This is a genomic window from Flaviramulus sp. BrNp1-15 (assembly GCF_022259695.1).
Classification (GTDB): domain Bacteria; phylum Bacteroidota; class Bacteroidia; order Flavobacteriales; family Flavobacteriaceae; genus BrNp1-15.
In genome coordinates this window covers 912,131-938,555 of record NZ_CP092099.1, presented here as the reverse complement: position 1 = coordinate 938,555, position 26,425 = coordinate 912,131, and the positions used below count along the sequence as shown (strand labels likewise).

Below are 26,425 nucleotides of genomic sequence, written 5' to 3'. Positions count from 1 at the left end.
TATGGGTAAGTTTAAAATTAAAATCCCTTGTGAAAAAGCAAATCATGTTTGCGATAAAACACAATATAAAGAAGCTACACTTTGGGAGAAAATAAAACTCAACATTCATTTAATTTACTGTAGAGCCTGTAGAGATTACACAAAAAACAACTCTAAACTAACCCGTACAATTAAAACTTCGGAAGTAGAATGTTTAGATAAGGATTGTAAAGAAGCAATGAAAAAAGATTTTGAAAAAGCCTTAAAAGAACATTCTCTTTAATAAAAATACAATACAAGTAAAAGCCATACTATAGGCAAACCTTCAACCCATAACGCACTGTAATACTTACCTTGATTAACTTTAGAGAAAATTAAAAATAACAAAGTTAATATTGTTATTAAAAGCAAAATACCAATGGTTACTTCGCTAATTTCATTCTTAAAAAATTCTAAGAAGAAAAAAATAAGCAACAACAGCATACCCACTCCTTTTGTTTGCTTTACACCTATTTTTTGTGGCACAGTAGAAAGCTTTAAACTATCATAACTTAAATCTCTTATTTCAAAAGGTAACATTAAAACAATTATAAAAATAAAACGCTGTATTCCAGTTAAAATAACATCATCATTTATTGAATAATTATTTTCTATTAACGGCAAAAAAACAGTTACACCACTCCAAACTAAAGCTATTAAATATATTTTAAGTCCGCCAATACTCCGCAAATTATGCTTACTATCTACAAACAACCGTTTTGGCAAAAAAGGAATGGCATATAAAAATGTAATAACACCAAAGCTAACAATGTAATACAATGTTTTTGTGCTTAATTGAAAAGCATAATAACACATCAATACAAAACTAAAAAATGAAAATATTTGTATAATTTTCAGCCAATTTGTTAAGCTTCTGTGATGGAATTTTGCAACACCAAAATACTTTACAAAATTATACCCTGTTATTGATGCATAAAATATAAAATACAACACATTTTCATCATAAGGCAAACCATACTCAATAAGTGTTATCCAAGTCAACGAATACACCGATAAAGCCACATGAATACTACTATGTATATAAAAACTTAAAAGCTTTTTAAACACTTGCATACAACAAAAGTAAGCAAACTGTTAATAACGTTTTCAAATGGTTAAAAACTTTCCATTTTTGACAATAAAACACACTTTTTATTGTTTATTTTTGCGAATTATATAATCAATTCTACTTTAATGAATACAAACGCTTTTGCACTGCGTCATATTGGTCCTAGAGAAGACGACCAAAATCTTATGTTAAAAACGATTGGAGTCGACTCATTAGATCAATTAATTTATGAAACTATTCCAGATGATATTCGCTTAAAAAATGGGTTAAATTTAGATGAACCTATGACTGAGTATGAATATCTACTTCATATACATAAATTGTCTAAAAAAAATAAAGTATACAAAACATACATTGGCTTAGGTTATCACCCAACCATTTTACCTGCAGTAATTCAACGAAATATTCTTGAAAACCCAGGTTGGTATACAGCTTATACACCATATCAGGCAGAAATTGCTCAAGGAAGACTAGAAGCGCTTTTAAATTTTCAAACCATGGTTATAGATTTAACAGGTATGGAAATTGCGAATGCATCACTTCTAGATGAAAGTACAGCAGCTGCTGAAGCTATGAGTTTACTTTTTGCTGTTCGCGAACGTGTTCAGAAAAAAGCAGGTATTAATAAGTTTTTTGTTTCTGAAAATATATTACCACAAACCCTATCATTATTACAAACAAGAGCTAACCCAATTGGTATTGAATTAGTAATTGGAAATGAAGATACTTTTGAATTTTCTTCTGAATTTTTTGGTGCTATTTTACAATATCCTGGAAAAGATGGACAAATAACAGATATAAAAACATTCATTCATAAAGCTAATGAAGCGCAAATAAAAGTTGCTGTTGCTGCAGATATTTTAAGTTTAGTAAAACTTGAAGCACCTGGTAAGTTTGGTGCCGATGTAGTAGTAGGAACTACACAACGTTTTGGAATCCCTATGGGTTATGGTGGTCCACATGCTGCTTATTTTGCCACTAAAGAAGCTTATAAGAGAGATTTACCAGGACGTATAATTGGTGTTACAAAAGATGCTAGTGGCAACAGAGCTTTACGTATGGCACTGCAAACTAGAGAACAACACATTAAACGCGATAAAGCCACATCTAATATTTGTACAGCACAAGTACTATTAGCAGTTATGGCTAGTATGTATGCTGTTTATCATGGCCCTAAAGGGTTAACATTTATAGCAAATAAAGTTCATAATAAAACAGCAGCTTTAGCTAGTGCCTTAGAAAAGTTAGGTTATAATCAAGTAAATACGTCTTATTTTGATACGCTTCAAATAAAAACAAAAGCAAAAAAGATAAAGAAAGTAGCAACTGACAAAAGAGTTAATTTATTTTATCCGGATAATGAAACAGTAACAATTTCGATAAATGAAACTACATCTGTTAGAGATATTAATTACTTAATTTCTGTTTTTGCCGAAGCTGCAAATAAGGAAACTATTATTATTTCAGCGACTAAGGACTCAAATGAGATTGAAAAATCGATCCAAAGAACATCAGAATTTTTAACAGAACCTGTTTTTAACACTTACCATTCTGAAACTGAATTAATGCGATATATAAAATCTTTAGAACGTAAAGATTTAGCATTAAATCACTCTATGATTTCACTTGGTTCTTGTACCATGAAATTGAATGCTGCTTCTGAAATGCTTCCTTTAAGTATTTATAAATGGGCAAATATTCATCCTTTTGTTCCTATAAAACAAGCAAAAGGTTATCAAACTGTTTTGAAAGAATTAGAAGATCAGCTAACTGAAATTACAGGTTTTGCTGCTACATCATTACAACCAAATTCTGGTGCTCAAGGTGAGTTTGCTGGTCTTATGGTTATTAAAGCATACCATGAATCAAGAGGTGATCATCACAGAAATATTTGTTTAATTCCATCTTCTGCACACGGTACTAATCCGGCAAGTGCAGTTATGGCAGGTATGAAAGTGATTGTTACAAAATCGACTGAAGAAGGCAATATTGACATTGACGATTTACGCGAAAAAGCAGAATTACATAAAGATAATTTATCTGCATTAATGGTAACTTATCCATCAACTCACGGAGTTTATGAGTCGGCTATTAGAGAAATCACCCAAATAATTCATGATAATGGCGGACAAGTTTATATGGATGGCGCCAACATGAACGCCCAAGTTGGATTAACAAACCCTGGAAATATTGGGGCAGACGTTTGTCATCTTAATTTACATAAAACTTTTGCTATTCCTCATGGTGGTGGTGGTCCTGGTATTGGCCCTATATGTGTTGCTAAACAATTAGTGCCTTTTTTACCTGGAAATCCCATAATAAAAACTGGTGGAGACAAAGCTATTACAGCAATTTCAGCAGCTCCTTTTGGTTCTGCATTAGTATGCTTGATTTCTTATGGCTATATAAAAATGTTAGGCGCTAAAGGCTTAACAGAATCCACAAAAATTGCAATTTTAAATGCCAATTATATTAAAAAACGATTAGAAGGTAGTTTTGAAACACTTTACTCTGGTGAACGTGGGCGTGCAGCCCATGAAATGATTGTAGATTGCAGACCTTTTAAAGCCAATGGGATTGAAGTTAGTGACATTGCTAAACGTTTAATGGATTATGGGTTTCACGCACCAACTGTGTCTTTTCCTGTAGCAGGAACATTAATGATTGAACCAACAGAAAGCGAAAGTAAAGCAGAAATTGACCGTTTTTGTGATGCTATGATAGCAATTAAAAAAGAAATTGATAACACTTCAAAAGACGATGAAAATAATATTTTGAAGAATGCACCACATACATTAGAAATGATTACAGCCAATGAATGGCATTTACCATACACTCGTGAGGCGGCAGCTTATCCATTAGATTATGCAAGAGAAAACAAGTTCTGGCCTAGTGTTAGACGTGTTGATGACGCCTATGGCGATAGAAACTTAATATGTTCTTGTGCACCTATTGAAGACTATGTAGAAGCATAATTTAGCTTTTGAACATCGTAAATTAAAATGAATACAAAAACACCTTTAATTAAAAGATTTTAAATTGCATACATAAAATTAATTAAAGACAATTTTTTTGATTTATGAATATTAAAATATCTGGCACTGGTAGTTACATTCCTTCTAATGTAGAGAAGAATGAAAATTTTTACAACCATGAATTTTTAAACAATGACGGGTCTGTAATTGAGGCTCCAAACGAAGTTATTGTAAGAAAATTTAAAGCTATAACTGGTATTGATGAAAGGCGCTATGCTAAAGCACATTTAAACTCTTCTGATTTAGGATTTTTTGCTGCAGAAAAAGCCATAGCTAATGCCAAAATAGACCCAGAAACTATTGATTACATTATTGTTGCTCATAATTTTGGCGATGTTAAACATAACACTATTCAAAGTGATATGTTACCTTCATTAGCTTCAAGAATTAAACACAGTTTACGAATTAAAAACCCAAAATGTATAGCTTACGACATCCTTTTTGGTTGTCCTGGTTGGATTGAAGGTGTTGTGCAAGCTCAAGCGTTTATAAAATCTGGAATGGCAAAACGCTGTTTGGTAATTGGTACCGAAACACTTTCAAGAGTAACTGATAAGCACGATAGAGATTCTATGATTTATTCTGATGGTGCTGGCGCAACTATTATTGAATCTACTGATGAAGATTGTGGAATTTTAGCTCATGAAACAGCTAGCTTTACTTATGATGAAGCTTATTATTTATTTTTTGGCAACTCCAATAATCAAGATCTGTGTAGAGATACACGTTACATTAAAATGGATGGTCGCAAAATATATGAGTTTGCCTTAACCAATGTGCCTTTAGCAATAAAATCCTGCTTAGATAAAAGTGGTGTTGATATAAAAGATGTAAAGAAAATATTTATACATCAAGCTAATGAAAAAATGGACGAAGCTATTTTAAAACGTCTTTATCAACTATATGAAACTGAGATTCCACAAGGCATTATGCCCATGAGTATTCATAAACTTGGTAACAGTTCTGTAGCAACGATTCCTACGCTTTTTGATTTGGTAAAAAACAATCAATTAGAAAATCATAGCATTTCTAAAGGTGATATTATTATTTTTGCAAGTGTTGGCGCAGGTATGAACATAAACGCCATTGTTTACAAATATTAATATTACCGCTTAAGCGGAATATCTAAAAAATGTACGAAAAAACATTTCCAAATAAACGCTTTAAGCATACTATTCAATTTTTACAAAAACATATTTCAACCTCTGAAACAATTTTAGACCTAGGTGTTGAAAATCCGTTTACAACCATTATGCAAGAGCATGGATATACGGTTGAAAATACAAAAGGTGAAGATTTAGATGTTGATACTTCAAACATAAAAAATTCTGGTGTGGATGTAGTGACCGCCTTTGAAATTTTTGAACATTTACTTTCGCCTTTCACTGTTTTAAAATCTATAAAGTCTGACAAATTAGTCGCCAGTGTTCCACTTAAACTGTGGTTTTCTTCTGCTTATAGAAGCAAGACGGATATGTTAGACAGACATTATCATGAATTTGAAGATTGGCAATTTGATTGGTTATTAGAAAAAACAGGATGGAAAATTATAGACAGTGAAAAATGGACTAACCCAACAAAAAAAATTGGTATTCGACCAATTTTACGTAGGTTCACTCCAAGATATTATATCGTTTATGCAGAAAGAGTTTAACTTTGCATACTAAACTTTAAACATTGAACTTCTACATAATCATTCCTGCTCACAACGAACAAGATTCCATTGCACTAACAATAGATTCTTTAATTAACCAAACGCTTTTACCAAAGCAATTGGTTGTGGTTAATGATAATTCAACAGACAGAACACAAAACATTGTTGAAGCTTACACTGAAAAGTATTCTTGGATTTCTTTAGTGAATTCAAAATCTTCAAATGCACATTTACCCGGTTCAAAAATTATAAATGCTTTTTACAAAGGCTATGAAACACTTGATGAAAACTACGATGTGGTTTGTAAATTTGATGCCGATTTAATCTTTCCTGATAATTATTTAGAACAACTTTCTATTTATTTTGGTAACAATCCAAAACTAGGTATGGCAGCTGGATTTTGTTATATAGAAAAAAATGGCCATTGGGTTTTAGAAAATTTAACTCGAAAAGACCATATTCGTGGTGCTTTAAAAGCCTATAGGAAAGATTGTTTTTTAGAAATCGATAAACTTAAACCTTCGATGGGTTGGGACACTGTGGATGAGCTTTTAGCAAAATACTACGGTTGGGAAATTTTAACCGATGAATCATTACATGTAAAACATTTAAAACCAACTGGAATTAGTTATAACAAAGCTTCTAAATACTTACAAGGTGAGGCTATGTATAAAATGCGATATGGTTTTATGATTACTTTTATTTCTGCATTAAAACTCGCTTATAAGAAAGGAAGCTTTTCATTATTTAAAGATTACTTAACTGGTTATTTTAAAGCCAAAAAGAAAAAAATCGATTATTTAGTTACTAAAGAAGAAGGTAAGTTTATTAGAAATTTACGATGGAAAGGCATGTTAGAAAAGCTTTCCTAACTCTAAATAATACAGACTGCACTTAGCAAGACAAACTAAAAACACTAGAAACTCCAGTTTTTATAACTACTAGAAGCTTCAAGTTTATTTTCTAAACTATCTTCTAATTCTGGAAAAAAATCAATTCCTGTTAATTTCTCAATGTCATCAACAGAAACTACAAATTCGTAAAGTGGTTTATTAGAATCTTTATGAGGCATTAAAAACGCAATCATTTTTGTTTTGCCGGTATTATTATCTATTAAAACTTTGTAAAACTGGTTTGGAACAGATACTTTTTCATTACCAATCGTTTTCATATTCCCTTTTAAAACGCCACCTGTAACTACAAAAACACCATCGTATTTACTTGCCCAATAACGTACTTTTTGTTCTAAAGTGTTCCAAATTCCTGAATTGAATTGATGCTCTTGCGGACTGATATTACTAGTTAAAAACGTTTCATCATGTGCAAATTTTGTGTAACGTCTATCTCCTGCTGGACATAAGTGCCCACGGTCGTAACCCGAATTTTTATAATTACGCCAACTTGCGGCTCCAGTTTTTACGGCTTTATCTATTTCAAAATATGGGCGTTTATGATTTGTGTTGGAAAGATGTGATTTTTTTAATTCGTAAGCCACCCATTCGGCTTGTTCATGTGGTTCACTATATGATAAAGAATATCCTTGATGATGAATTATTTGACCTGTAGTACTTGTTGGTAAAAAATATTCATTGGTATCTTTTTTTACCACCTTACCTTCTGTAACTACCTCTGTTTTTTCTTCTTCAGCTAAAAAATGCTCATAAGCATAAACGCATAAAACAACGATTATGGCAATGATAGAGTAAAGAGCGCGTTTGTTCATTAATCTAAAACAAATTCTAGAGGTTGGCCAATAGCTGCATTTGGAAAACTAATACCTAAAAGGGCAGATATAGTGGGCGCAATATCTGTAATTTCTGTTTTTTGAACAGTTTCTCCATGCGATATCCCTTTTCCGAAAAATAACAAAGGTACATGTGTATCATAATTTAAACCGCTACCATGTGTAGATCCTGTTCTTCCGTAAGAAATAAAACCTGTATCTGGAACTAGTATAACATCTCCAGATCGTTTTTGGTTGTATCCGTTTTGCAATAGAGATTCAATACCTGTTGTGAATGATGTTTTATTCATTGTTGATGCCGAATAAACTTTATCAACATGCTTATACGTAATGACTTCATTTACTATTGTTTCCTGAACATCTTCTAAATTTAAATTCAACATTTTTATTTTATCTCTATCTAAGAATATTTGGTTGTTGCTTAGGTTTTCTATTAGACCTGTCGCTCCGTATGTCTTTGATAAAAAATTAGTCAATTTAGTTCTTACCTCTTTATTGTTTATATATCCTGCTGGAATTTTTACCGATTGTAAATACGTTGGCACATCTATTGCTCCGTGATCTGCAGTTAAAAAAACCGTGTATTCGCCACGTCCTACCTGAGTGTCTAAGGTGTTTAAAAAACGTTCTAAATCCTTGTCTAACCTCACATAAGCATCTTGAACTTCTTTAGAATTTACACCAAAATTATGTCCTATGTAATCGGTACTAGAAAAACTTACTGTTAAAACATCGGTTATGTTATCCTTTCCTAATTGTTCGCCTGTTAGAGCTGCAATAGCAAAATCTGCAACTATACTATTTCCATAAGGTGTGTTTTTTAAAATATCGAAGCCTGCATTTTTATCATATAACTTTTTTAAATCATATGGAAAAGTTGCCGTTTCTTTTCCTTTAAAACCTTCTTCAAAATCGTTTAAATCGTCGCCACTTTCCGTGTAAGTTGAAATATTATATAATGTATTCCATACTTTCAAATAAGATTCAACAGCTTCAGAGTTATTAAAATCTTTTACCCATTTTGGTAAGTTTTTCATGTAATACGTACTTGAAATAAAATTACCTTCCTCTTTTCCCCTAAACCAATATGCTGCATTAGCCGAATGACCAGCAGGTAAAATAGCGCCTCTATCTTTTATTGAAATTCCAATACTTTTGCCTCTCATTTGAGTAAAGAGCCTATTTTCGTCTGCAAAAGTTGTTGTTTTCATTCTATGAGGCGACATACGTTCTGCTTCAGATTCACTTCCAACTGCTAAAACTGAATCATCACCAGCGCAATACACCGTTTCTTTTATCTCTTTATCATACCAATTATTAGCTATAATTCCATGATATTTTGGTGTGGTTCCTGTATAAATAGATGCATGTCCTGGTCCTGTGTAGGTTGGCACATAGCTAAAATGATTATTTTTACAATTAAACCCTTCATTCATCAAGCGTTTAAAACCGCCTTCTCCAAATTTATTTGAAAATCGTGTTAAATAATCATATCTCATTTGGTCTACCACAATACCAACTACTAATTTTGGTTTTGCATCATCACTTTGATTGGTATTTAAAGAAACCTGATTTTGTGCTTTACATGAAAAGCAAAGCATCACTATTAATAAAGTAAAAAATATTTTGTTCATTATAGTATAAATATATGTTACAAAATTACTGATTTTAATACATCATTATTTAAAATTAAGGTTAAATACCTATAACTTTTTTTTACTTTAGCAATTACAAATTTGAATATGACATACCTTCACAATATTGGAACTTATTTTATGATGATTGCCGAAATGTTTCGCAAGCCTACTAAATGGAGCGTTATGAAGCAACTCATTTTTAAAGATATTGAAGACTTGATAATAGGCTCTTTAGGCATTGTAGCTTTTATAGCGTTTTTTGTTGGAGGTGTTGTTACTATTCAAACCGCTTTAAATATTAGTAACCCTTTAATTCCAAAATACTTAGTTGGTTTTGCTACCAGACAATCAATTGTTTTAGAATTTGCACCTACATTTATATCTATTATTATGGCGGGTAAAGTAGGGTCTTTTATCACGTCTAGTATAGGCACCATGCGAGTTACAGAGCAAATAGACGCCTTAGAAGTTATGGGAATTAACTCATTAAACTACTTAGTGTTTCCTAAGTTTATTGCACTTATGCTCTACCCTTTTGTAATTTCTATAGCTATGTTTTTAGGAATTCTTGGAGGAATGGCTGCTTGTGTTTATGGTGGATTTAGCTCATATGAAGATTATGTAATTGGTGTTCAAACCGATTTTATACCATTTCATATTACGTATGCATTTATAAAAACCTTTGTTTTTGCTTTTGTTTTAGCAACTATTCCATCCTTTCATGGATATTTTATGAAAGGTGGAGCATTAGAGGTTGGTAAGGCCAGCACAACATCTTTTGTTTGGACCAGTGTGGTGATTATCCTTTTAAACTATTTACTAACCCAAATGCTGTTAAGTTAATGATTGAGGTTAAAAATTTACATAAATCGTTTGGAGATGCTCATATTTTAAAAGGCATTACTACCACTTTTGATAAAGGAAAAACCAATCTTATAATTGGACAAAGTGGCTCTGGTAAAACCGTATTTTTAAAATGCTTACTTGGTTTATTTGATTATGAGGAAGGTACTATTTCATATGATGGAAAAATATTTTCGCAATTAACCGAAGATGAAAAAAGAAATTTACGTGCCAAAATTGGTATGGTTTTTCAAGGTAGTGCATTATTTGATTCTATGACTATTGCACAAAATGTGATGTTTCCGTTGCAAATGTTTACCAAACAAAGTAAAAGTGAAATGCAAGACCGTGTAGACTTTGTTTTAAAACGGGTAAACCTTGAAGGCGCACATAATAAAATGCCAAGTGAAGCTTCTGGAGGTATGCAAAAACGTGTTGCTATTGCGCGTGCTATTGTAAATAATCCTAAATATTTGTTTTGTGATGAGCCTAATTCTGGATTAGACCCAAAAACAGCTATTGTAATAGATAACTTAATACAGGAAATTACAGATGAGTACCAAATAACAACTGTTATTAACTCTCACGATATGAATTCGGTTATGGAAATTGGTGAAAAAATTGTGTTTCTAAAAGATGGTTTAAAAGCTTGGGAAGGCTCTAATAAAACTATTTTTAAAACCGACAATGAAGTGGTTACAGATTTTGTGTATTCATCTAACTTATTTAAAAAAGTACGTAAAATGTACTTGGAGGAGAATCAATAAATGATTCTATAAAAACTCTTTTAAAATCTATATATAATTTATCTAATTACTCTTAATTTAGAAAGACTATTACTTAATCCTAATCATTTTTCCAACATCTTCTAAATTCCTAAAAACAGTTTTATATTCCGTTACAGAGTCATTTATCTTTATTATTTCAATTGTGAATTTTTCTCCAACTTCTGCTGCAGCTGGGTTGGGACTAGTAGTACCTATATAAGTTAATTCATATTTGCAATCCGTTTTCCATTCAATATCAAATTCATAATAATATTTTCCGTTTCCCATGTATTCGAACTGTTTTTTATCATTTCTTTCTACATAAATATATTCAACATCATAACGTTCATACTTCCACTTACCATTGAAGTATTTTTTGCAATCTTCAGTAGTATTGAAAGACAGAAAAGAAATTGAAGAAACAATAAGCAGTAAGATTATTATTTTTTTCATAATATGGTTTTTCAGCTTATATAAAATGACAAAGAATTGTTTTTAATATTCTTTTATTAAAGATTAAAAGAATTTACTAGACATTTTTATAAGTTAAATCTTAATTAACTCGCTTCACAACCAAAGTATCCAAATTAAGCTTCAGTTTTAACCACTTTTCAAGCTTTTCTTTATCCTTTTTTCTAACATCTTCTTTAGCTAAAGAATCTACCCATTTTACTGAAAAAACAGATAAAGTATCCATTTTAGAGAAATTAGAATGAATTACATTAGCATACGAAAATTGCTCAATAGTTTCATAATTAATTTTAACCTCTTTGGTTAATTCATCAAAAGGGATGTAATTTTTTTCAAGCTTTGAAAGCTCTTTAACTTTATTTTCTAAAAAAGCTATTTTTTGAGTTTGTGACAGTAAATCTAAAGAGTCTCTGGTTCGAAGCTCTTCCATATACTCTAAATTATTAATCGTTCTATTTTTAACCTGGTTTATATATAGCTTTGTACTACTTAAAGCATTATAGTTAGAAAAACGTTGCTGTAATAAATCTTGTGTACTTTGTGGAATTTCATCTGTACCAAAAGGAATTAACTCGATTATAGACTCTCCTTCTGGGTCATACGAATACGTTGCATATTTTTTAATGTAATTAGCATTAGGTAATGTTTCTAATTCTGAATTAATAAATTGTTTAGCATCAATTTCGAACCTACTTTGTTTTAAAACACTAATAAATGTCCAAATAGCTGGAATCATAACTACAACAGCTAATAATGATGCAAGTCTTGCCACACGTTTTCTTTTAGCTGAATTAGCGTATTTAAGCATTGGAAAACGTAACACTTTAAGCACTAAAAATGTTGCCAATGCAATAAAAATGGTATTTATTGTAAACAGGTACATCGCCCCTAAAAAGTAATCCCATTTACCTTTTGCTAAACCGTAACCAGCAGTACATAATGGCGGCATTAATGCTGTGGCAATTGCTACACCAAAAATTACTGATGCTATAGTGCCTCGTTTTGTTCGAGCGATAATTAATGCTAAACCACCAAAAAAGGCAATTAAAACATCTCTAATATCAGGTTGTACTCTACCCAAAAGTTCTGATGTATCTTCGCTTAACGGAAATAACCAAAAGAATAAAAAAGCGGTTAATAAACTTAATACAATCATAGTTGCTAAGTTTATTAAGGAGCGTTTTAAAGTATCTATATCATTAATAGCAATAGAAAGACCAACACCTAAAATAGGCCCCATAAGTGGAGAAATTAACATGGCTCCAATTACAACAGCAGTAGAATTAGCATTTAAGCCAATTGATGCTACAAAAATAGAACAAACTAAAATCCAAGCCGTGGCACCTTTAAAGGGAATATCCCCTTTTATAGCATCAATAGTTGCGTCTCTATCTGTGTCCTCTCTAAAATCTAATAACTCACTAAAAAAAGTTTTTATGTTTTTAAACAATCCTTGAGCATCTTTTTTTATAGCTTCTTTAGACTGCTCTACAGCTTGTTCATTTTTTAATTCCTCCTCAGAGAAATTGAATTTACTTTCTTCACTCATAATGATTAACCATATTGCTCTCCATATTTATCTTTAACTTTTTGGAGTACTTTTTTAATATCTTGTTCTTTTTCCTTAGGAAAGATAAGCAAAACTTCGTCTTTATCAACAATTATATAATCTTTTAAACCATCAACAACTACAATTTTATCGTTTTTTGTACGTATCATATTTCCTGAAGCCTCATCGGTTAATGTTCTGGCATTTACAACTGCGTTACCATCGTCATCTTTATCTAATTTATCATATAAGCTACCCCAAGTTCCTAAATCGTTCCAATCAAATTCTGCTGCTATAACAAAAACATTATCAGACTTTTCCATAATAGCATAATCTACCGAAATATTTTCTGCTAAAGGATAATTTTCTTTTATAAAATCGTCTTCAAAGTTAGTATTATAAACAGAAATTCCTTTCTCAAAATGCTTATATAAATCTGGTTGATTATTTTGAAATGCCTCAACCACACTTTTTGCACTCCACATGAAAATACCCGCATTCCATAAAAAATTACCTTGAGCTATAAATTCTTTTGCAGTTTCGTAATCGGGTTTTTCTCTAAATTGGTTAACCAGTTTAACTATTTCTGTTGAAGTTTTTTCAAACTCAATATAACCATAACCTGTGTTTGGAAATGTTGGTTGAATACCTAATGTCATTAAAGCATTATTGTTTGAACAAAAATCGAAAGCTTGTTGCACGTTTTTAGAAAACGTTGTTTCATCTTCAATCCAGTGATCACTTGGTGCGACAATCATTACCGCATCTGGATTTTGTTTTTGAATTTTTAAAGATGCATATAAAATACAAGGTGCTGTATTTCTCATAGCAGGCTCTAAAACTACTTGCCTTTGAGTAACTTCTGGTAATTGCTCTAAAACCAAATCATTATAACGCTCATTAGTTAAAATAAAAATATTTTCTTTCGGAATTAATTTTGCAAGCCTATGAAACGTTTTTTGAATTAACGTATCTCCAGTTCCTAACATATCGTGAAACTGTTTTGGAAAATCTTGTGTACTAACAGGCCAAAACCTTGATCCTACTCCTCCGGCCATTAATATGGCATAATAATTTTTATTCATAATTTTCTTTTAGTAATTCTACTTCTGCATTAGGGTTAAAAAGGTATAATTTTCCTGTTTTAACCTCAACACACTCATAACGCTTTACTCTTTGATTTCCTTTTTTGAAAACTTTTCCATTATATAATTTAAAAGCGCTTCCCAAAGGTATTTCAAATATATAAGTTTTATTGTTTGGTTCGTCGAATTGCTTTAAAGCGTAGGCTAATTGCACATCTGTGTCGCTAGAAGCCTTTGGATTTTTAAAATGTTTTGCTAAAAGCGGAAGCAATTGATTTGGGAAAGTTTCAGGATTTATAAATGGTAACATTAAATGCTGAAACGTACGTTTCCATTCAATTCCATGTGGTTTTATAAAACGTCCATAATTTTTATAGGCTTCAAAATGCGCAATCTCATGAATAAGTGTAATCAAAAATCGATACTTATTTAAGTTAGAATTTATAGTTATTTGATGCTTTCCATTTGGCAATCGCATATAATCTCCATGACGTGTTTTACGTTCGTTTTTAATTTTAACTAATAAATTATCGTGCTCTAATAATTTTAGAACTTGAGGTAATGTTTTTTCTGGTAAGTAACTTACAAGTTGATTTTGCATATTTGCTAAAATAATCTAATTCTTAAAAGAAAAACAATTGGCTTTATTAAAAAAATAATAAATTCGTTTTTAAATTATACTTCAGTAAAAACTTGAATTAAGTATAAAAAGCAAAGTAGATTTGATAAACTCCAAAGTCATTAATAAATACCCTATTTTAGTTTATAGTATTACTGCATTGATTGCTTGTATTTTATTAAACCTAGGGATTTTTAGAGACTATGCTTTTAGAGATGCTTATGAATATATTTGGACTGCAAACAATAGTCCTTTTTTTATTAATGAATTTGTACAAGGCGGGCGATTCCTATTAGGTATTATTTGCAAGTTTGTTTATGGTGATTTTAGTGATACCACTTCAGACTTAAAATGGGTTAGACTATTTTCATTGATAACTTCAGTTCTTTTTTCAGTACAAATTTTCAGCTTTTTACTCAAACAAAAACTAAAAATATTTGAAGCTGCTTTATTTTCATTTTTAGTTTTAACTATTCCATCCTTTACTGTTTATATGGGTTGGACTGCAACACATGAAATTCCTTTCATATTAAATATTACATTTTTTGCTGGTTTGCGCCTACTAATTGTGATTGAAAAAAAAGAAAAAGTTGTTTTAAACTATTTAACTGCACTCTTTTTAGTTGTTGTTAGTTTATGTATTTATCAACCTGCCGCAACAGCCTTTTTAATTCCATTCACTTTTTTAATTGTAATTACTAAAACATTCTCTTTAAAAAAGTTTATATCGTTACTACTTTTTCTAAGTTTTGCATTCATCTTATACTTTCTAATTTTTAAACTCTCTTTGAATTGGTATAATTTGGAGCCAGCTAGAAGAGCTGAAATAGATATCCTAAAACTTCCATTAAATGTTATACGGTTTTACTTAAAAGAATTTAGAATGCTCCTTTATGGTAATGGAATTTTAATACTTCCATTATTATTTTTTGTAGTTGGAACATTTAGCTTTTTAGGTTTTTTCTATTCACTTTATCAAAAAAAGAAAAAAACAACTGAGTTATTTATATTAATATCATTTTTGATTTTAATTTTTCCTGTAAGTTATTCTCCTAATATATTATCTTCAACAAGTTATGTTTGTAGTAGAACCATCGCTCCTGCTGCAATTATATTTCTATTTTATCAGTTTATGTTTTTTAGAGAATTATGTTTAAAGAATAACGCTTACAAACTAACCGCTTTAACCTTAGCATTTTTGACAATTATTATTAGTTCAGTAAATCAAAATATTTATATCTCAAAAATTCAAAACAAAGAATATAATGCTATAAAAAACACATTTAATTCTATTCCTTTAGATAATAGAAAGAAGATTATCATCATTAAACCAAAAGAAGAATTTCTTCAAGAGTTTAAATTTTACAAACGAATTTATGCAGATGAATTTGCACAAGTTTCTTCTTCTAGGATTTGGGTTCCTAAACCAATGTTCAATCAAATATTAAAAGAGCGATTAGACTCTTTGGAGTTAGATAATAATTATTTTGTAATGAACGATATTGAAGTTTATGATATGAATGGTAAATATGATAAAACCGATGCTATTATAATTAACCTAATAGATGTTTTAAAAAAAGAATTTGGTAAGAAATAATGCTATTAAAGCATTTTTAATAGCATATCCATACTATCAAATGTTTTTGTTGCAACATTTTTTAACTCATTATTATAATCATGAGCAGTAAATCCAAAAACATCAAACCCTCCATTTTTTGCAGCATGAACCCCGGACAAACTATCTTCAATAATTAAACATTCATTAGGTTGAAAACCCATAGTTTTTGCTGCCCACAAAAAAACAGCTGGATCTGGCTTCCATTTTTGAATGGCGTAACAACTAAAAATTTTATTCTCAAAAAAAGGCAATAAATGAGTTAGCTCTAAATTAAGTTTTATTTTGGTTTCTGGTCCGCTAGAAGCTACACAAAAAGAAGTATTTAAATTTTGTAAAACATTTTTAACTCCTTCAATAGGTTTTATATTTATCTTAAAAGCTTCATAACTTCTCTTGCGATATTCTTCAATAAAATTCTCCTGTAATGGAACTGTAGTTAATTTTGATATTTGTTCAACACACGCATCTATAAAACTCCCTTTGAAATGTTTCATAGCATAATTTAAATCAATATCAGCGCCATATTCATTTGCCATATTAACTAAAACCCTATTACCTATAGGTTCGCTATCAACCAAAACTCCATCACAATCAAAAATAACACACTTGTATTTACTCATAAATTAAGGAGTAGAATTTGAAACCTGTAACAACTTTCCATTATAATATTTATTTCCATTAAGTGAAAAATCCAGAATATATTCTGCCATTTCTAAAGCTGTAGTTGGTGCTTGATAACCAGGAAAAGCATCTTCAAGCATTTCGGTTTGTACTGCTCCTAATGCTAACACATTAAAAGAGATACCTGAATCTTTATATTCTTCTGCTAATAGCTCGGTTAATGTTATAACTGCAGCTTTACTTGAGCTATAAGCTGCTAAACCCGGAAACTTCATACTACCTTGAACTCCACCCATAGAACTTATGGTTACTACATGACTACCTTCTTTCATAAAAGGCAACATTAAGCGTGTTAACTCCGCTACTCCAAAAACATTGGTTTTATAAACAGCTTCAAAATCTTTAATATTAGTTTCAGAGAATGGTTTATTGAGTAAAGCTCCAGCATTATTAATTAATATATCTACTTGCTTCCAATTATCAGTTATAAAACTTTCAACTTTTTTGTAGGCTTCAATATTTCCTAAATCGAATGAAAAGCAGGTTACATTATCTAATTTTAAATTTTGTACCGGTTTTTCATTCCGCGAAAGCGCTAAAACTTTATGTCCTGCTTTAGCAAAAAGTTGAACTAACTCAAAACCTATTCCCCTACTTGTTCCTGTTATTATTATGTTTTTACTCATCATTCATTATTATCTCTTTTGTTGGAGCATTTATCATGCCTTGTAAAGCAGGAATCATTTTATTTATAAAGCTCGTCATATGTTCAAAATCCATTTTATCAACTTCATCATCTACATGGTGATAATATTCAAAATTTGTAAAATCGAATGTTGATATGGCATGCGATGGCGTTTTAAATTCATTATAAAATGAAAAATTATCTGAACGCTTAAAAAGATTATATTCTTTAGCTTGAGGTAAAAAACCAATTATTTCTTCATTTGCATAAACATTTAACTTTTCTGCAATATTAGATTTATCATAACCTGTTATGTAAGCCAGAACTTCCCTTTCTGCTCTAGGCACTCCTACCATTTCAAAATTTATCATGGTGTATAAATCTATATTAGCTGTTTTTAATTTTTCTGCTAAATGTTCAGAGCCTTTTAAACCCATTTCTTCTGCTGCGTACAATGTAAATAAAACACTTCGCTTATTATTTTTGGCTTTTGAAAAATATTTTGCCCATTCTAAAACGGCTACCGTACCAGATGCATCATCATTGGCACCATTTGCAATCACATCTCCATCAACTTCTTTTCCTTTACCAATATGATCATAATGTGCACCTAAAATCACAAATTCATCTTTAAGATTTTCATCAGTTCCTTCTATATAACCAACAATATTATAACCAACAATGTTTTTTAGATTGAAACTATCTCTGTAAGTTTTGAAATAAGGTTTAACTCCGTTTTCTTTAAAAGTATTTTCTATATAAACAGCTGCTTTTTCTATACCTATAGTTCCTGTTTGTCTTCCTTCTAATTCATCTGAAGCTAAATAAGACAAACTTTTCTCAACATCAGTAACAGTAGCTAGTTCTATTTTAGAAGACTTACATCCTATTACAAGTAAAAAACCTAAGAGTAGTATAATATTTTTCATAATTCAAATTAAGATTTTAAAGATAAAAAACTAATATACAGCAATAAAATAAAATACTTGTTATTAGACTAACCACAAATTAAAATGCTATATTTGAGATAGTTAAACACTTTTCCTAGAATCTAATTAATAGAACTTAGTACTTTTTTTAAAAGTAATTTTAAAATTTAATAACAGCCGCTAAGTTATTGCATAAGCTTAATAAAAAACATGACAACCTTTAACTCGTTAAAATATTAACTCATTAGAAAACACAACCAATTATGCCAATATATCTAGATCTTCATGAAATGCCTGATGGTGTTACTGCAGAACATGTAGCAGAAATGCATCAAGCCGATTTAAAAATAGAACATCTACATAATTGTCGCGGATTGACTTATTGGTGTGACGAAAAAAGGCAAACAGCTTTCTGTTTAATAGAGGCTCCAAACAAACAAGCTCTTAAAAATTTACATGCTCAGGCTCATGGAGATATTCCTTTAAAAATAATTGAGGTAGACGACACAATTGTAGAATCATTTTTAGGAAGAATAGAAGATCCTGAAAAATCGAAAAATACTGAGTTAAATATTATAAACGACCCCGCTTTTAGGGTATTAATGGTCATTGAAAGTAGTAATTATTTAAAACATCTTGAAACTAATCAATTTTCCATATTTGCTCAAAAATTTCATGATAATATTTCTAAAACTTTAAAAAAATTTAACGGTCGCGTTGTAAAAAAAGATAACAACTCTTATTTAGTATCCTTTAAATCTGTAACCGATGCTGTTTCATGTGGTTCGAAAGTACAGTCGCAATTTAAACCTAATCAAAATTCCTCTACAAGTAAACTTAATATTGCTTTAACTTCTGGTATTCCTATAACTACTAATAAAGAAAGTATTTTTGAAGATACCATTACACTTGCCACACGCATGTGTAACGTTATTAAGAACCAATTAGTAATTACTACCGAAGTAAAATTATTATATGAAAGTGAAAACAGAAATTCTTTCATTAATAATGAAATTATAAAAACATTAAAACCTAATGAAGAAAAATTCCTAACTCAATTAATTGATTTTGTAGAACAAATTTGGAATAAACCCAACTTTAATGTTAATGATTTTAGCAAAGCTTTAGGTTTAAGTAAATCGCAGCTTTACAGAAAATTAACTCATTTAACAGGACAATCTCCAAATAATTTCCTAAAAGAATTTAGGTTACATAAAGCTTTGAATTTAATACATAAGCAATATGGTAACATTTCTGAAATTGCATTTGAGACAGGTTTTAATAGTGCTGCATATTTTTCAAAGTGTTTTCTTGATAAATATGGTGTTCTCCCTTCAAAATATATTCAGCAGCATGTAGTGTAAGCTGGTTTTTTTTAATAAAATTAGCAATGGTTCAAAATTCTACTTTTTTGAATTAAATGTATAATTGTGTTCGTTTCTCTCTTTATAGTTTTGACAAATAATCAATAAAATTAAAAATTATGAAAACAAAACTAATAGTAATGTTGGTTGTGATTTTAGGGCTTTCATTCACAAATTGTAAAGAAAAAGAACAAACTCCAATCATTGAAGAGTCAAAAGTTGACATACTCAACGATGACTTTCCTGAAGCTAAAGCTGAAATAAAAAAAGTAATTGATGACATCTTTAAATGTTTCCAAGAAAACGATGCCGACAAACTAATAGCGCATCACATTTATGGTTCAAAGTTTACAGAATTCAGAAACGATGAACCTCGTTTTGGTTCAGAAGAAAACGAAGCATACGAAAGAGGGTTTGTTGGTGCTATTTCTAATTTTGACTACACCCTTGGCGGTTTAAAGATTGATGTTTTTGGAGATGTTTCTGTTGTGACTTTCGAAGCAGATTTCAGACCCAAAATTCAAGAGCAAACGCCTCAAATATGGGCTAATGTAACTTTAGTTTTTATAAAAGTTAACAATACTTGGAAAATAACTCACGAACATTTTTCACAATTTGAAAAGACTAAAAATGTATAACTTTTTTAACCAACCATAACCAAAAAAGCAATGAAAAATTTAGTAAAAAATTTACAACCTGAATCAATTAACGCATTTGCTTCTCAATTAAGAGGAGATATTGTATTACCTGAAAACACTTCATATAACGAAACACGCAAAGTTTATAATGGTATGATTGATAAACGTCCAGGAATGTTTGTAATGTGTCTTGATGTGGCCGATGTAATAGCTGCCGTAAACTTTGGAAGAGACAACAACCTATTAATTGCTGTAAGAGGTGGCGGACATAATGGCGGAGGATTAGGATTGTGCGACGACGGACTTGTTATTGATTTGTCTGGATTAAAATTTGTTCGGGTAGTCACCTCTAATAACACAGTAAGAGTTGGAGGTGGAAATCTTTGGGGAGAAGTAGATCATGCTACACACGCTTTTGGATTGGCAGTTCCAGCAGGAATAATATCTACAACTGGTGTTGGCGGGTTAACTTTAGGTGGTGGCGTTGGCCATTTATCTAGAAAATATGGCTTAACCATTGATAACTTATTAGAAGCCGATATGGTTTTGGCAGATGGTTCGTTTGTTACTGTAAGTAAAAATGAAAACTCCGATTTGTTTTGGGCTATTCGTGGTGGTGGTGGAAACTTTGGCATTGTAACATCTTTTAAATTTCAAGCTCATCCTGTAAAAACGGTTATTGGAGGTCCAACATTATGGCCTATAGAAAGAACTGAAGAAATTATGGCATGGTATCATAAATTTATTAATAAAGCACCTGAAGAATTAAATGGTTTTATTGCCACTATGGTTATTCCAGGTCCTCCTTTTCCAGATTTTTTACACGGAAATAAATACTGTGGTATTGTATGGTGTTATACTGGAAATCAAGATGAATTTGATAAATTAATTAAACCCGTTATGGAATTAAATCCTGTTTTTGCTCATTGTGGTGAAATGCCTTATCCATCTATTCAAACCATGTTCGATGGTATGCTACCTCATGGTTTACAATGGTATTGGAGAGCTGACTTTTTTAATGAATTAGGGCCTGAAATTAGTGCTCAACATTTAAAATTCGGTTCTAAAATACCAACTTCGCTATCTCAAATGCATTTATATCCTATTAGTGGTGCTGCAAGTCGTGTTGGATTAGAAGATACGCCTTGGGCATATCGTGATGCCAAATATGCAGGAGTTATCGTTGGCGTTGATTCAGATCCTGCAAACGCAGATATAATCACCAATTGGTGTAAAGACTATTGGGAAGCATTGCATCCTTATTCTTCTGGAGGAGCATATTCAAATTTTATGATGGATGAAGGGCAAGAACGTGTTCAAGCAAGTTACAAACACAACTATGAAAGGCTAGCTAAAATCAAAGCTAAATACGACCCTGAAAATTTATTTAAAGTCAATCAGAATATAAAACCGAAAAATTAAATTCTTTTTTAAGTATATTATTAAGCAAAAAACCTGTTTCAAATAATTGAAACAGGTTTTCATATCTATAATATTATTATATGTTTTTACACTAACATAGTAACAGGGTTTTCTATATACCCTTTTAATGTTTGAAGAAATTGAGCACCTGTAGCGCCATCAACCGTTCTATGGTCACAAGCTAAAGATAATTTCATGGTGTTACCTACAACAATTTGTCCATTTTTAACCACTGGTTTTTCAACTATATTTCCAACTGAAAGAATTGCTGAATTTGGCTGATTAATAATCGAAGTAAAAGTATCAATACCAAACATTCCTAAATTAGAAACCGTAAATGTACTTCCTTCCATTTCTGCTGGTGTCAACTTTTTATTTCTAGCTTTTCCTGCAAGATCTTTAACCGCTGCTCCTATTTGTGGTAAGGTTTGTTCGTTTGCAAACTTAACTACAGGAACTACTAAACCATCTGGAACAGCCACTGCAACACCAATATGTACATGATTATTTAATCGCATTTTATCTGCAAACCATTGCGAGTTTACTTGAGGATGCTGTTTTAATGCTAAAGCACAAGCTTTAACAATCATATCATTATATGATATTTTTGTATCTGGAATAGAATTAAATTGTTGACGAAATGCAATTGCATTTTCCATATCAAATTCTACACTTAAATAGTAATGTGGTGCTGTAAATTTAGAATTTGTTAAAGCTTTTGCAATCGCTTTACGCATTTGTGAATTTGGTACATCTTCAAAATCTTCTTGTCCTGCTGGAATAAATTTACCAACGGATGCGCCAGATACAGGTGTAAAGTTTTCAATATCGCGTTTTATAATACGACCATGCTCTCCAGAGCCTTGGACTTGTGTTAAGTTAATACCTTTTTCTTCAGCTAATTTTTTAGCTAATGGAGATACAAAAACACGTCCGTTTGCTGTAACTGGAGTTGGTTTTGGTGCATTTGCTTTAAGTTCTGAAGTTTTAGCGGTATCTGCAACCTTAGGAGTTTCTTTTTTTGGCGCTTCTTCTTTCTCAGTCTCCTCAGAGGTTACTGAAAAATTTACTGCAATACCAGAAACATCTGTTCCTGCAGGACCAATAATAGCTAAAAGCTCATCTACTTTAGCTGACTCACCTTCTTGTAAACCTATTTCTAATAAAGTACCTGATTGGAATGATTCAAACTCCATAGTAGCTTTATCAGTTTCTATTTCAGCTAGAATATCACCTTCTTCAACTGTGTCACCTACTTTTTTTAACCAAGTCGCTACAGTTCCTTCTTCCATAGTATCGCTCAAACGAGGCATAGTTACAACTACAACGCCTTCTGGCAATTCTACACTAGCGGTTTCCTTTTTAGCTTCAACAGCAGGAGAATCCTTTTCTTTTGTAGCTTCAGTTTTTTCTTCTTTCGCTTCCGCGGATGCGTTTCCTCCTCCATTTAATAAAGCTGAAATATCTTCACCTTCTTCCCCAATAATAGCCAAAAGCTCATCTACTTTAGTAGTTTCACCTTCTTGAACACCAATATGAAGTAATGTTCCTTCATTAAAGGATTCAAACTCCATGGTAGCTTTATCGGTTTCTATTTCAGCTAAAATATCACCTTCTTCAACTTTGTCACCAACTTTTTTTAACCAAGTTGCAACGGTTCCTTCTTCCATTGTGTCGCTTAAACGCGGCATATTTACTACTGTTGCCATAGTTATTTATAATTTATGTTGAATGAATGGATAGTCTTCTTGCTCATAAACCACATCGTACATCACCTTTTTATCTGGGAATGGCGACTCTTCTGCAAATTTTTCACATTCTGCTACTAATGCTTTTACGCGTTTATCAATAACTTTAATGTCATCTATAGAAGCATATTTCTTTTCAAGAATAATATCTTTTACTTGTGTAATAGGGTCTATTTTCTTGTATTCTTCAACTTCATCTTTCGTTCTATAGTGTTGTGCATCACTCATTGAATGCCCTCTGTAACGATACGTTTTTAATTCTAAAAATGTTGGCCCTCCTCCTTTTCGGGCTCTCTGTATAGCTTCATCAAAAGCTTCAGCAACTTTAACTGGATTCATCCCATCAACTGGTCCACAAGGCATTTCGTACCCTAACCCAAGTTTCCATATATCTGTATGACTTGCTGTTCTTTCAACAGAAGTACCCATAGCGTAACCATTATTTTCACAAACAAAAACAACAGGAAGATTCCATAGCATAGCTAAGTTAAAAGTCTCGTGTAAAGAACCTTGTCTTGCAGCACCATCACCAAAACAACATAAAGTAACGGCGTCGCTATCGTGATATTTATCTCCAAATGCAATACCTGCTCCTAATGGAATTTGGCCTCCAACAATACCATGCCCTCCATAAAAACGGTGCTCTTTTGAAAAGATATGCATAGAACCACCAAGACCCTGTGAGGTTCCTGTAGCTTTACCATACAATTCTGCCATAACACGTTTTGGGTCTACACCCATGCCTATTGGCTGAACGTGATTACGATAAGCAGTAATCATTTTATCTTTAGTCAAATCCATAGCGTGTAAAGCTCCTGCTAATACTGCTTCTTGACCATTGTATAAGTGAAGAAATCCTCTAACTTTTTGTTGAATATAAACTGCCGCTAGTTTATCTTCAAATTTTCTCCAGAATAACATGTCTTCATACCATTTAAGGTAGACCTCTTTTGTAACTTTTTTCATTAGTGACCTTAATTTAACAAAGGAAAAACAAAAGTAATACTTTAGTCATTAATGGAAAAACTGAAAATCGTAATTTTTTACCTGATTTTTTTATAATACCTCTTTATTAAACATCAAAGGCAATAAATTTTCTAATGATTTAGACTTTGCAACCTTTCCAGTTTCTCCCATAAAATAAATTTCAATAGGTGTTTCCTGTTTTATTTCATATTCTGCAATAGCTTGCCTACAAGCTCCACAGGGAGGAATAGGTTCTTTTGTTTGATGTTTTTTTGAGCCCGCAGTAATTGCCATTCTAACTATTTTTGCATTTGGATATTTAGCTCCAGCATAGTAAATAGCTGTTCTTTCGGCACATAACCCAGATGGATAGGATGCGTTTTCCTGATTATTACCAGTTACTATCTCATTATTATCTAAGAGTAATGCAGCACCAACATGAAATTTTGAATATGGCGCATATGCTTTTTCTCTGGCTTCAACAGCTTTTTGCATAAGTGTAAAAGCATCTTGCGGAAGTTCATGTACATTATCAAAAACATATAATGTAGACTCTATTTTTATTTCCTTCATAGTTTGGAATGTATGCGGTAAATTTAAAAAACTATTACAGACAAAAAAACTATTGCTAAAGCAATAGTTTTTGATTCTTATTTAATGTGATACAATTAATTAATATTCGTCATATTCTCCTGCCCCAATATTGAAGGTTAATGAGAAACGTAAAGTATTTTCTAATGGACTTTGAATTTTAGATGCTGAAAACAAATACGACAAGTCTATATTAACAACATTTGCTTTAAAACCTGCACCAAGAGCTAAAAATTTTCTTGCCCCTTTTTCTTCTGCTTCATTAAAATAACCTGCTCTAAAAGCGAATGAATCTTGATATAAATACTCTGCACCAAGTGCCCAAGTAAATTCTTTTAACTCTTCACTAAAACCATCAGGAGCATCACCAAATGATTGAAATATTCCTGATAAAAAGTTAACATCTTGTGATTTTCCAGAGATAATAACATCTGACTCAACTAGATTTCCTAAATCGTCTTCATCCTCTTCATAAGTACCATTCCCATTATTATCTGTAAATTCATATTCATCACCTAAAATTGGAGGTGTTGGTACTAATAGTTTAGCAACTTCAGCTGTAACAGCAATTTTATTGTAATCATCAAATATAAAATCGAAGCCCGCTCCAAGTCTTAAATTGGTAGGTTGAAAATTCTCTGAACCATCTTCTGTATACTTAAATTTTGGACCTAAATTTTGAATTGCAAATCCAGCTCTCCAACGTCCGTTAAAATCATTATAAGCCTCTTCTTCACTTTGATAATATCCCGAAATATCTACACCAAAAGTACTGGCACCATCTGTATTACCACTACCATCATCAAGTCTTAAATCTGACACAAGATATCTCATAGCAACAGCCATTGCAAATTGATCTGACAACCTTAATGCATAAGACACATCTAAAGCAAACTCGTTTGGTCTTTGAATTAATGCTTCAGAAAATTCATCGTTAACAAATTCTATATCACCTAATGAAAAATATTTTAAACTTGCTCCAAAAGCACTTTTCTCATCTAAACGATTAAAATAGGTAAGGTTTCCTAAAAATATATCATTTACCAATTTACTTAAGTAAGGTGTATAACTAACTCCAAAACCTGATTTTGTTTCAGAAAAAGCATATTTAGATGAGTTCCATTGTTGCGAAAAGGCATCAACTGAAGTAGCCACACCCATATCTCCCATAGCAGCAGCACGAGCATCTGGCGCAATTAATACAAATGGCAATCCTGTTGTAATTACTCTACTGTCATTTGTTTTTGGAATTATAGTTGTTTGAGCGTTCATTTTCAATATAAAAACAAATGCTGCTGATAACAATATTAGATTCTTCATGAATAAATTTTAATTTAACAAATATAATTTTT

The 26,425-nt window shown here is 31.4% G+C and carries 25 protein-coding genes; 11 read left to right on the top strand and 14 right to left on the bottom strand.

Going from position 1 to position 26,425, the window contains the following annotated elements:
• The first annotated feature begins 1 nt into the window (after position 1).
• Complete coding sequence (locus tag MBM09_RS04185) at positions 2–262, top strand: hypothetical protein (protein ID WP_238675603.1); 261 nt, start codon at positions 2–4, stop codon at positions 260–262.
• Here the strand turns inward: MBM09_RS04185 and MBM09_RS04180 are convergent.
• Complete coding sequence (locus tag MBM09_RS04180) at positions 259–1,092, bottom strand: hypothetical protein (RefSeq protein WP_238675602.1); 834 nt, start codon at positions 1,090–1,092, stop codon at positions 259–261. The genes MBM09_RS04185 and MBM09_RS04180 overlap by 4 nt on opposite strands.
• Positions 1,093–1,212: 120 nt before the next feature.
• Between MBM09_RS04180 and gcvP the strand changes: the two genes are divergently transcribed.
• The 4 genes from gcvP to MBM09_RS04160 all read left to right on the top strand — a co-directional run bounded on the left by gcvP (position 1,213) and on the right by MBM09_RS04160 (position 6,648).
• Positions 1,213–4,062 (top strand): aminomethyl-transferring glycine dehydrogenase, encoded by a 2,850-nt coding sequence (gene gcvP / locus MBM09_RS04175; protein WP_238675601.1) that lies wholly within the window; start codon positions 1,213–1,215, stop codon positions 4,060–4,062.
• 104 nt (positions 4,063–4,166) lie between these two features.
• On the top strand, positions 4,167–5,225 hold the full coding sequence (locus MBM09_RS04170) for a 3-oxoacyl-ACP synthase III family protein (protein WP_238675600.1): 1,059 nt from the start codon (positions 4,167–4,169) through the stop codon (positions 5,223–5,225).
• Positions 5,226–5,254: 29 nt separating this feature from the next.
• Positions 5,255–5,776 (top strand): methyltransferase, encoded by a 522-nt coding sequence (locus MBM09_RS04165; RefSeq protein WP_238675599.1) that lies wholly within the window; start codon positions 5,255–5,257, stop codon positions 5,774–5,776.
• Between the two features lie 23 nt (positions 5,777–5,799).
• Positions 5,800–6,648 (top strand): glycosyltransferase family 2 protein, encoded by an 849-nt coding sequence (locus MBM09_RS04160; protein ID WP_238675598.1) that lies wholly within the window; start codon positions 5,800–5,802, stop codon positions 6,646–6,648.
• Between the two features lie 44 nt (positions 6,649–6,692).
• Here the strand turns inward: MBM09_RS04160 and MBM09_RS04155 are convergent, their stop codons facing one another.
• The gene (locus tag MBM09_RS04155; protein WP_238675597.1) at positions 6,693–7,499 is read right to left on the bottom strand and encodes a DNA/RNA non-specific endonuclease; all 807 of its coding nucleotides are present in this window, start codon (positions 7,497–7,499) and stop codon (positions 6,693–6,695) included.
• Positions 7,499–9,154, bottom strand: a complete 1,656-nt coding sequence (gene pafA / locus MBM09_RS04150; RefSeq protein ID WP_238675596.1) for an alkaline phosphatase PafA — start codon at positions 9,152–9,154, stop codon at positions 7,499–7,501. Before pafA ends, MBM09_RS04155 begins: the two co-directional genes overlap by 1 nt.
• 108 nt (positions 9,155–9,262) lie before the next feature.
• On the opposite strand from pafA, the gene MBM09_RS04145 reads away from it, so the two are divergent.
• The gene (locus MBM09_RS04145) at positions 9,263–10,000 is read left to right on the top strand and encodes an ABC transporter permease (protein ID WP_238675595.1); all 738 of its coding nucleotides are present in this window, start codon (positions 9,263–9,265) and stop codon (positions 9,998–10,000) included.
• Positions 10,000–10,767, top strand: coding sequence for an ABC transporter ATP-binding protein (locus tag MBM09_RS04140; protein ID WP_238675594.1), 768 nt, complete (start codon positions 10,000–10,002; stop codon positions 10,765–10,767). The genes MBM09_RS04145 and MBM09_RS04140 overlap by 1 nt, the downstream gene beginning before the upstream one ends.
• Before the next feature lie 69 nt (positions 10,768–10,836).
• Here MBM09_RS04140 and MBM09_RS04135 read toward each other — a convergent pair whose 3' ends face one another.
• From MBM09_RS04135 to MBM09_RS04120, 4 genes are all read right to left on the bottom strand, one after another.
• On the bottom strand, positions 10,837–11,220 hold the full coding sequence (locus tag MBM09_RS04135; RefSeq protein WP_238675593.1) for a serpin family protein: 384 nt from the start codon (positions 11,218–11,220) through the stop codon (positions 10,837–10,839).
• A gap of 100 nt (positions 11,221–11,320) precedes the next feature.
• Positions 11,321–12,787 (bottom strand): DUF389 domain-containing protein, encoded by a 1,467-nt coding sequence (locus MBM09_RS04130; protein WP_238675592.1) that lies wholly within the window; start codon positions 12,785–12,787, stop codon positions 11,321–11,323.
• A 5-nt stretch (positions 12,788–12,792) separates the two neighbouring features.
• Positions 12,793–13,872: a mannose-1-phosphate guanylyltransferase gene (locus MBM09_RS04125; RefSeq protein ID WP_238675591.1), complete on the bottom strand. Its 1,080-nt coding sequence runs from the start codon at positions 13,870–13,872 to the stop codon at positions 12,793–12,795.
• Complete coding sequence (locus MBM09_RS04120; RefSeq protein WP_238675590.1) at positions 13,865–14,473, bottom strand: SprT-like domain-containing protein; 609 nt, start codon at positions 14,471–14,473, stop codon at positions 13,865–13,867. The genes MBM09_RS04125 and MBM09_RS04120 overlap by 8 nt, the downstream gene beginning before the upstream one ends.
• A gap of 121 nt (positions 14,474–14,594) precedes the next feature.
• On the opposite strand from MBM09_RS04120, the gene MBM09_RS04115 reads away from it, so the two are divergent.
• Entirely contained in the window at positions 14,595–16,088 is a 1,494-nt protein-coding gene (locus MBM09_RS04115; RefSeq protein WP_238675589.1) for a glucosyltransferase domain-containing protein, read from the top strand.
• 5 nt (positions 16,089–16,093) lie between these two features.
• Here the strand turns inward: MBM09_RS04115 and MBM09_RS04110 are convergent, their stop codons facing one another.
• The 3 genes from MBM09_RS04110 to MBM09_RS04100 are packed head-to-tail and all read right to left on the bottom strand — an operon-like array spanning position 16,094 to position 18,344.
• Complete coding sequence (locus MBM09_RS04110; protein ID WP_238675588.1) at positions 16,094–16,729, bottom strand: HAD family phosphatase; 636 nt, start codon at positions 16,727–16,729, stop codon at positions 16,094–16,096.
• 3 nt (positions 16,730–16,732) lie between these two features.
• Positions 16,733–17,419 carry an SDR family oxidoreductase gene (locus MBM09_RS04105; RefSeq protein ID WP_238675587.1) on the bottom strand — a complete coding sequence of 229 codons (687 nt, stop codon included), beginning with the start codon at positions 17,417–17,419 and terminating at the stop codon, positions 16,733–16,735.
• Positions 17,409–18,344: a M20/M25/M40 family metallo-hydrolase gene (locus MBM09_RS04100; RefSeq protein WP_238675586.1), complete on the bottom strand. Its 936-nt coding sequence runs from the start codon at positions 18,342–18,344 to the stop codon at positions 17,409–17,411. The genes MBM09_RS04105 and MBM09_RS04100 overlap by 11 nt, the downstream gene beginning before the upstream one ends.
• Positions 18,345–18,607: 263 nt before the next feature.
• Between MBM09_RS04100 and MBM09_RS04095 the strand changes: the two genes are divergently transcribed.
• From MBM09_RS04095 to MBM09_RS04085, 3 genes are all read left to right on the top strand, one after another.
• Positions 18,608–19,708: a nickel-binding protein gene (locus tag MBM09_RS04095; RefSeq protein WP_238675585.1), complete on the top strand. Its 1,101-nt coding sequence runs from the start codon at positions 18,608–18,610 to the stop codon at positions 19,706–19,708.
• Between the two features lie 119 nt (positions 19,709–19,827).
• Positions 19,828–20,346, top strand: a complete 519-nt coding sequence (locus MBM09_RS04090) for a nuclear transport factor 2 family protein (RefSeq protein ID WP_238675584.1) — start codon at positions 19,828–19,830, stop codon at positions 20,344–20,346.
• Positions 20,347–20,376: 30 nt separating this feature from the next.
• Complete coding sequence (locus tag MBM09_RS04085; RefSeq protein ID WP_238675583.1) at positions 20,377–21,768, top strand: FAD-binding oxidoreductase; 1,392 nt, start codon at positions 20,377–20,379, stop codon at positions 21,766–21,768.
• 86 nt (positions 21,769–21,854) lie between these two features.
• Here MBM09_RS04085 and MBM09_RS04080 read toward each other — a convergent pair whose 3' ends face one another.
• The 4 genes from MBM09_RS04080 to porV all read right to left on the bottom strand — a co-directional run bounded on the left by MBM09_RS04080 (position 21,855) and on the right by porV (position 26,393).
• Entirely contained in the window at positions 21,855–23,477 is a 1,623-nt protein-coding gene (locus tag MBM09_RS04080) for a pyruvate dehydrogenase complex dihydrolipoamide acetyltransferase (RefSeq protein ID WP_238675582.1), read from the bottom strand.
• A 6-nt stretch (positions 23,478–23,483) separates the two neighbouring features.
• Positions 23,484–24,482: a pyruvate dehydrogenase (acetyl-transferring) E1 component subunit alpha gene (pdhA, locus tag MBM09_RS04075; RefSeq protein WP_238675581.1), complete on the bottom strand. Its 999-nt coding sequence runs from the start codon at positions 24,480–24,482 to the stop codon at positions 23,484–23,486.
• 90 nt (positions 24,483–24,572) lie between these two features.
• A complete protein-coding gene (cdd, locus tag MBM09_RS04070; protein WP_238675580.1) occupies positions 24,573–25,055 on the bottom strand; it encodes a cytidine deaminase in 483 nt (160 codons plus the stop codon).
• Between the two features lie 99 nt (positions 25,056–25,154).
• A complete protein-coding gene (gene porV / locus MBM09_RS04065) occupies positions 25,155–26,393 on the bottom strand; it encodes a type IX secretion system outer membrane channel protein PorV (protein ID WP_238675579.1) in 1,239 nt (412 codons plus the stop codon).
• Between the last annotated feature and the right edge of the window lie 32 nt (positions 26,394–26,425).